The sequence below is a fragment of the Thermostichus sp. OS-CIW-26 genome (genome assembly GCF_054058395.1).
In genome coordinates this window covers 1-6060 of sequence record NZ_JBSSAG010000059.1, presented here as the reverse complement: position 1 = coordinate 6060, position 6060 = coordinate 1, and the positions used below count along the sequence as shown (strand labels likewise).

The following is a 6060-nucleotide window of genomic DNA, read 5'->3' as shown; positions in this document are numbered from 1 at the left end:
CAGCCGATAAACACGAATCTGTCGCGCTTGAGCCAGTCATCGACGATGTCGAACCATCCTCGCTCCTGACGCACGCGCCCTACCGCTATGGTCATAGGACGTCTCTCCAGAACAATGACGACGAATAAAGTGCAATACAGCAGCGCCCACAACAGTTCTGAGCAGCACTGTCCTTCCATCTTACGAAAAATCAATAAGTTGCAACATAACCTCAAGATGAGGCGCTGCATCAGCTCATCCGGCGCAGGGATCCCTTGTGTTTTAGGATGGGAAGGGTTTTGGCTGAGGGCAACTGAGCCGGGATCCGTTCGCGGCGGCGGAGCGGAGCCCACAACACCAGGGAGGGCAGCGTGGTTCAAGCCAGGATTTTGTTCGCAGCGGCAGAGGCAGCACCTTTGGCCAAGGTGGGGGGCATGGCGGATGTGGTGGGATCCCTGCCTGTCGTTTTGCGCAAGCTGGGTCAGGATGTCCGCATCATCATGCCTCTGTATGGCTTTCTCTGGGACAAGTTCGGCCAGGAACCGGGGCAATACCCCCGCTCGAAAGATCCCATCTGGTCTAAACAGGTCATGGGTCAGGTGGCCGATATTTACGAAAGCGTTTTGCCCGGCACCGATGTGCCCCTCTACTTGGTCAGCCACTACTGCTTTGCTCCCCACCGCATCTACTACGGCGAGGACGAGTTCTGGCGCTTCACCTTTTTTGCCAACGCTGTGGCCGAATTTGCCTGGACTTACTACCCCTGGAAACCCAACATCATCCACTGCCACGATTGGCACACCGGCATGATCCCGGCCTGGATGCACCAAGCTCCCGATATTGGCACGGTGTTCACCATCCACAACCTGGCCTACCAAGGGCCCTGGCGCTGGCAACTGGAGCGCATGACCTGGCTGCCCTGGTATTTTTCTGCCCACAACACCATGGCTGCCGGGATCCTCTACGCCGACCAAGTGAACACCGTCTCGCCCACCTATGCGATGGAAATTCGCACCCCTCTGCATGGGGAAGGACTGCAGGACTTGTTGGCCTGGAAAGGGGAACGGTTGCGAGGAATTTTGAATGGGATCGACATCGATAGGTTTGATCCCCGCACCGACCCAGACCTAGAGGCCAATTTCAGCATCGATGATCTCAGCGGGCGGGCGACCAACAAAGCCACGCTACAGGCCAAGTTGGGCTTGACCGTTAACCCAGATACCTTCCTGATGGGCATGGTGGCCCGTTTGGTGGAGCAAAAAGGGATCGACTTGCTCATCCAAGCCTTGGATCGCTTTTTGGCCTACAGCGACGCGCAATTTGTTTTGCTGGGAGGCAGCGGCGAAGCCTACTACGAAGGGCGGATCCGGGAGATGGCCGAGCGGCACCCGGGCAAAATGGCCTACCAAAAAGGCTACCAACCCAAGCTGGCCCAGTTGATCTACGGGGGGGCAGATGCGTTTTTGATGCCCAGCCGCTTTGAACCTTGTGGCATCAGCCAGATGATCGCCATGCGCTATGGGTGTGTGCCCATCGTCCGCCGCACGGGAGGGCTGGTGGATACCGTCAGCCACCACATCCCCAGCAAGGGGATCGGCACCGGCTACTGCTTTGACCGCTACGAAGCCCTGGACTTTTACACCTGTCTGGCGCGGGCTTGGGAAGCCTTCCAGCACAAAGAAACTTGGCAAGCGCTGCAGAAGCGGGGCATGGCCAGCGATTTCAGTTGGCACCGCTCAGCGCTGGAATACCTGCGCATGTATGAGCTGATTCTCAACCTACCGCTGCTGCCGGAAAAGCCTCCAGAGCCACCCAACTCGCCCAGCTCCTCTCCGCCCAAGCTCAAGAAGCCCATCTCCTCCCAGCCTCGCTCCAAAGGGATCCCTGAGCTGCAGCAAAGGCACGAGGAGTAGGGTAGAGTGGAACGGGTCAAAAAAGGTTTTGGGGGTTACCCGCACATGATCGGACGACGTCCCGCTGTTGCTTCCCAAGGCTGTCGCCAGGACGCCATCGCACAGGGGCTCAGCCTTCTGCGCCGTTCTTGGGCGCGGTTGGTTTTCGGCGTACTGCTCGGCCTTGTCCTGGGCGTGGGCTCCACCTTCTGGGCAACCGCTCAGCAGCTCCCTGCCGGACAGCAGCTTATTCCCAATCCGCAGCAGTTTCGCGCCCTAGAGCAACCCAGCAGCGCCCTCAGCGCGTTGCGAGCCGAACAACTGGCCGCCGAAGCCGATGCCGCCATCCAAGCGCAAAACTACGACCAGGCTGTCGAGCTGCTGCAACAGGTGTTCAACGCCTACAACCAGCGCTCCAACTACCACCAAGATCTCTCCCGCGCCTTCGCCGGGATCCAAAACCGCATCTCCGAAGAACAGCGGGAGCTGGCCCGTGTTGCCGCCCAAGCCCGGGATCAAGCCGCCTACGATTTGGCCGTGGTCTATCGCGCCGCCGGGCGACCGGAAGAGGCTGTGGGCTGGCTGATCCAGGTCATCAACAGCCAGGGCCCAACCCGCGAGCTGGGCACCCAAGCCTATCAGCAGCTCTTGGAAATCGGCTTCGTCAGCACTCCCTTCCCCAGCTAGAGCTGCTCTTCCAGATTGCGATAGAAAGCCAGCGCCGTTTGCCCATAGGTTCGTTGGTCAAAGCGCAGCAGGGATCCCACCTGTTCGGGTAGGTCATGGCCGCTGCGATGCTCGACGATCAAGGTTCCGCCTCGCTTGAGCAAGGGCGGGATCAGGGGCAGGAGCGGGGCGTACAGACCGGCCTCGTAGGGAGGAGCAAAGTACACGTAATCAAATGGCTCCAAGTTCAGGCCGCGGCTGAGCAGCTTGCGGGCATCTCCCTGAATGACCTGGAAAGATTGCCCCGGCTGCGCCACCTTGGCCCAGTTGGCTCGGATGATGCGGCAGGCAGGGGCGGCAATCTCGATCCCGGCCACAAAAGCGGCCCCCTGACACAGAGCTTCTGCTCCCACCGTACCGGCCCCACAGCACAGATCCAGCCAGCGACAGCCTTCCACCTGCCCTTGCAAGATGTTGAACAAGGCCTGCCTCACCCGGCCAGGTGTGGGTCGGGTGCCCAAGCCAGCGGGAGTTTGCAGCGCTCGTTTGCCGCTGATGCGCAGGCTCATGGGATCCCTTCAGGGGCTAGGCGTGGTCGGCAACTGGCCGGTCAACCCACTGCGCTGGGCGGCGCGATCCCGCTCCATCTGGATTTGCTCCACCAAAGGTTGGGGCAGTTGGGCGGAAGCTTGCAGGGCCTGATCGAAAAGGGGGACGGCCTCTCGGTCTTGCCCTTTGGAAACCAGAATTTGCGCCTTGAGGTAGTAAAGCTCGGGGTTGCTGCAAGAAGCAGCAATGGCTCGATCCACCGCCTCCAGCGCCTCGTCAAAGCGCTGCATATCCCGGTAGGCCAGAGCTTGGCCGCGGTAGGACAGATAGTCAGGAGCTGCCATCCGAAACTGATTTAGAGCCTTCTCCCGGTAGGTCAGCAGCAAATCCATGTAGCCGTTGAGCAGATTCAGCTCCGGATCGCTGCTGTCCACTGCTTGGGCGGCCCGAATGGAAGCAAACAATTGATTGAGGGTGGGCAGAGCTTTGGGCAAACCGATGACCACCCCATCTCGCACCACAATGTTGGCTGCCTCTAGCCCGTAGCCCACGCCCTCATAAAGGTTGCCCCGCAAGGGATCCGTCTTTTTCAACTCGGCGGCCACCTGTCGGGTTTGAGTGGCCAACTGGGCAAATGCTTCCAGGTCTCCCTCCTGATAAGCCAGCGCCGCCAACAGGGCATAGACCATCGGCTCTTCGGGGGAGGCCTTCTTGGCCATTTCCAGTTTTTCCCGGCTCTGGCTGTAGCGGCCTGCACAGAAGAACTCTTCAAAAGCTGCCGCCACCTCCGGCCTGATGGGGCGGGCATTGTCCCCGCTGCGGAAGGGATCCTGCGCCCAAACGGGCAGAGCGGATCCCCACACCCAACAAATCACCCCCAGCAGTTTGCCCAGCCTGCTCATTTTGCCGATACTCATCCCCAGTGCCTCAACTCCCACCCCCATCTAACCCTCTCTTCAGCGCAGCAGTTGGGCAATCGAAGCAATAGCGGCATCTTGAACCAACTCATTGGGCTCATAGGCCAGAAGATCGTGCAAGGGACCCAAGGCGCGCGGATCCCCGATTTGGCCGAGGGCACGGGCTGCCGCCTCCCGCACCACCGGCTCATCGTCCGCAAGCTTGGTCAGCAAAGCCGGCACCGCCTCCACCACCCGCATTTGCCCCAACCGGTAAATGGTTTGCAGTTGAGCCTCCAGAGGGGTTGCTGCCGCTGGGAAAACAGAGCTGTACATGGAAATGCCCGCAGAACCGTCGGAGGAGTAGCCGCCATAGGCCATCGAGATGGCCGAGAGAGCCTGCAACGCCTCTAGGGCACGATATCGCTCTGCCCCGCTCATCTGGGGCAATTGAGCCACCAGATCCTCAAAAGCTTGCTGCACAGGATCGACAGCCGCAACCTGTTGGGCAATGCGAGTTAATTGGCGATCCGCCTGCACCTGCTGCCAAGACTGGAACGCTGCCAGACCTGCCACTATCAAAGCCGCATCGGCCAGAATGGCCAGCAGCGCCATTCCTCCCCAAATCTTGCTGCGACGGCTGAGCCTTCGCATTTGCTTATCCACATAGACAAAGGCTTGGTGCTGCCGTTCCCAAAAGTCGGGGGCCACCTGCAGAGTTTGAGCGCTCAGATCGGGAGACAGAAGGTTTTCCTCGCGGGCTACCTCTAGGCTCTGTAGCCTTTGATTCAAGCGAGAAAATTGTTTCGTCCAGAGCCAAGTAAACATCAGGTCACGTCCTCTCTGCAAACCTGCCATCGAGAACCAAGTCTTGCTGACACAACATTGTGCAGGACATTGTGCGGGAACATTATGCGGGCTGTGCTGGCGTTCAGTGTCAGGCAAGGTTGGCCCACTTTCCCCTGGGATCCCAGAGGGGGAGCTTATGCGACAGGATAACAAAAGCGTCAGCTCCCCACCACCGGTCTTTACCCTAGAATCGCAGGATGCTTCTCAGTGTAGAGAGGCCGACGAAGGACGCAGAGAGGTTGACCGCGCTTGTGTGAGTGCTATGCACCGCTTCGCAACCGAGAGAACTCAAAGGCTACCGCGTCCAGCTTCCCGACACCCGGCTGACCGCTTGATCCATTCTGCCGCTGCCTGAGGAGATGCCATGACCACTGCCCTCGCCCCCCGTAAAACCCACACTTCAGAGGAATACTTTGCCCTGGAAGCTGAATCAGAGGCCACAGGCGGGATCCGCCGTGAATTTCGCAATGGGGAAATTATTGAGATAACTGGCGGCACACCCATTCATAGCCAACTGATTACCAGTGTCAATGCCCTACTTTGGCTTAAGCTAAGAGGCAAGGGTTTTTCCGTTTTTTCTAGTGATCTCAGACTTTACATACCTGCCTTCGAACAATATGTCTATCCCGATGGTATGGTGATCCAAAACCCAGTTCAGCTTAAAGAAGGGCGCAAGGATACTGTCACTAACCCTATCTTAATTGTGGAAGTGCTCTCGCCTGCCACCGAAAGCTACGATAGAGGAGCGAAGTTTGCTGCCTATCGCTCTCTCCCAACTTTACAGGAGTATCTGCTAATTGACCAAGCTCGAATCAGTGTAGAACACTACCGCCGCCAGGGAAATGTCGAGTGGATCTTCAGGGACTACCATGCCCTGGATGATGTTGTTACGCTGCCATCTGTCAACATCACTTTTTCCCTGGCAGACATTTACGGTGATATTGAATTAGAGCAAGATTCAAATGCAACACGCTCCTGACAAGAACCTACTCCCCCACTTGAAACGTAGATGAGGCAAGTTGGGAATGCCTGAAGTGATTCTGCTAGATATCTACATCCGGCTCTGGCTAGGGTTACACGGCTATGCCATAAAAGACTATTAAAGGATGAGATGGGCGACAATGTTTGCAGAAGTACAGCCTTTTAATTTAAAATAGGGTACAGGTATTCAAGAGGAAGGAGAGAAAGGAATGCCGACTCATTCTTTGGATTTGCGGCAAAGAGTTGTA

General features: G+C 57.8%; 6 protein-coding genes. 3 read left to right on the top strand and 3 right to left on the bottom strand.

From position 1 onward, the window contains the following. The first annotated feature begins 350 nt into the window (after positions 1-350). Positions 351-1892 (top strand): glycogen synthase GlgA, encoded by a 1542-nt coding sequence (glgA, locus tag ACVW0C_RS14025; RefSeq protein WP_414413590.1) that lies wholly within the window; start codon positions 351-353, stop codon positions 1890-1892. Between the two features lie 45 nt (positions 1893-1937). Next, positions 1938-2558: a hypothetical protein gene (locus ACVW0C_RS14020; RefSeq protein WP_457386015.1), complete on the top strand. Its 621-nt coding sequence runs from the start codon at positions 1938-1940 to the stop codon at positions 2556-2558. Here the strand turns inward: ACVW0C_RS14020 and rsmD are convergent. Genes rsmD through ACVW0C_RS14005 form a run of 3 tightly spaced genes read right to left on the bottom strand, consistent with a single transcriptional unit; the run spans position 2555 to position 4810 of the window. Continuing rightward, complete coding sequence (gene rsmD / locus ACVW0C_RS14015) at positions 2555-3106, bottom strand: 16S rRNA (guanine(966)-N(2))-methyltransferase RsmD (protein WP_457386014.1); 552 nt, start codon at positions 3104-3106, stop codon at positions 2555-2557. The two genes, ACVW0C_RS14020 and rsmD, sit on opposite strands and share 4 nt — an antisense overlap. A 9-nt stretch (positions 3107-3115) precedes the next feature. After that, a complete protein-coding gene (locus ACVW0C_RS14010; protein WP_457386013.1) occupies positions 3116-4003 on the bottom strand; it encodes a Sll0314/Alr1548 family TPR repeat-containing protein in 888 nt (295 codons plus the stop codon). Positions 4004-4042: 39 nt separating this feature from the next. After that, on the bottom strand, positions 4043-4810 hold the full coding sequence (locus ACVW0C_RS14005; protein WP_457386011.1) for a HEAT repeat domain-containing protein: 768 nt from the start codon (positions 4808-4810) through the stop codon (positions 4043-4045). A gap of 385 nt (positions 4811-5195) precedes the next feature. Here ACVW0C_RS14005 and ACVW0C_RS14000 point away from each other — a divergent pair, with 385 nt between their 5' ends. Next, the gene (locus ACVW0C_RS14000; RefSeq protein ID WP_414357404.1) at positions 5196-5810 is read left to right on the top strand and encodes a Uma2 family endonuclease; all 615 of its coding nucleotides are present in this window, start codon (positions 5196-5198) and stop codon (positions 5808-5810) included. Positions 5811-6060: the final 250 nt, after the last annotated feature.

Excerpts from the sequence above, each read along its gene's own strand:
- ACVW0C_RS14010 (WP_457386013.1), bottom strand. The coding sequence starts at position 4,003 with ATGAGTATCGGCAAAATGAGCAGGCTGGGCAAACTGCTGGGGGTGATT.
- ACVW0C_RS14000 (WP_414357404.1), top strand. The coding sequence starts at position 5,196 with ATGACCACTGCCCTCGCCCCCCGTAAAACCCACACTTCAGAGGAATAC.
- rsmD (WP_457386014.1), bottom strand. The coding sequence starts at position 3,106 with ATGAGCCTGCGCATCAGCGGCAAACGAGCGCTGCAAACTCCCGCTGGC.
- ACVW0C_RS14005 (WP_457386011.1), bottom strand. The coding sequence starts at position 4,810 with ATGTTTACTTGGCTCTGGACGAAACAATTTTCTCGCTTGAATCAAAGG.
- ACVW0C_RS14020 (WP_457386015.1), top strand. The coding sequence starts at position 1,938 with ATGATCGGACGACGTCCCGCTGTTGCTTCCCAAGGCTGTCGCCAGGAC.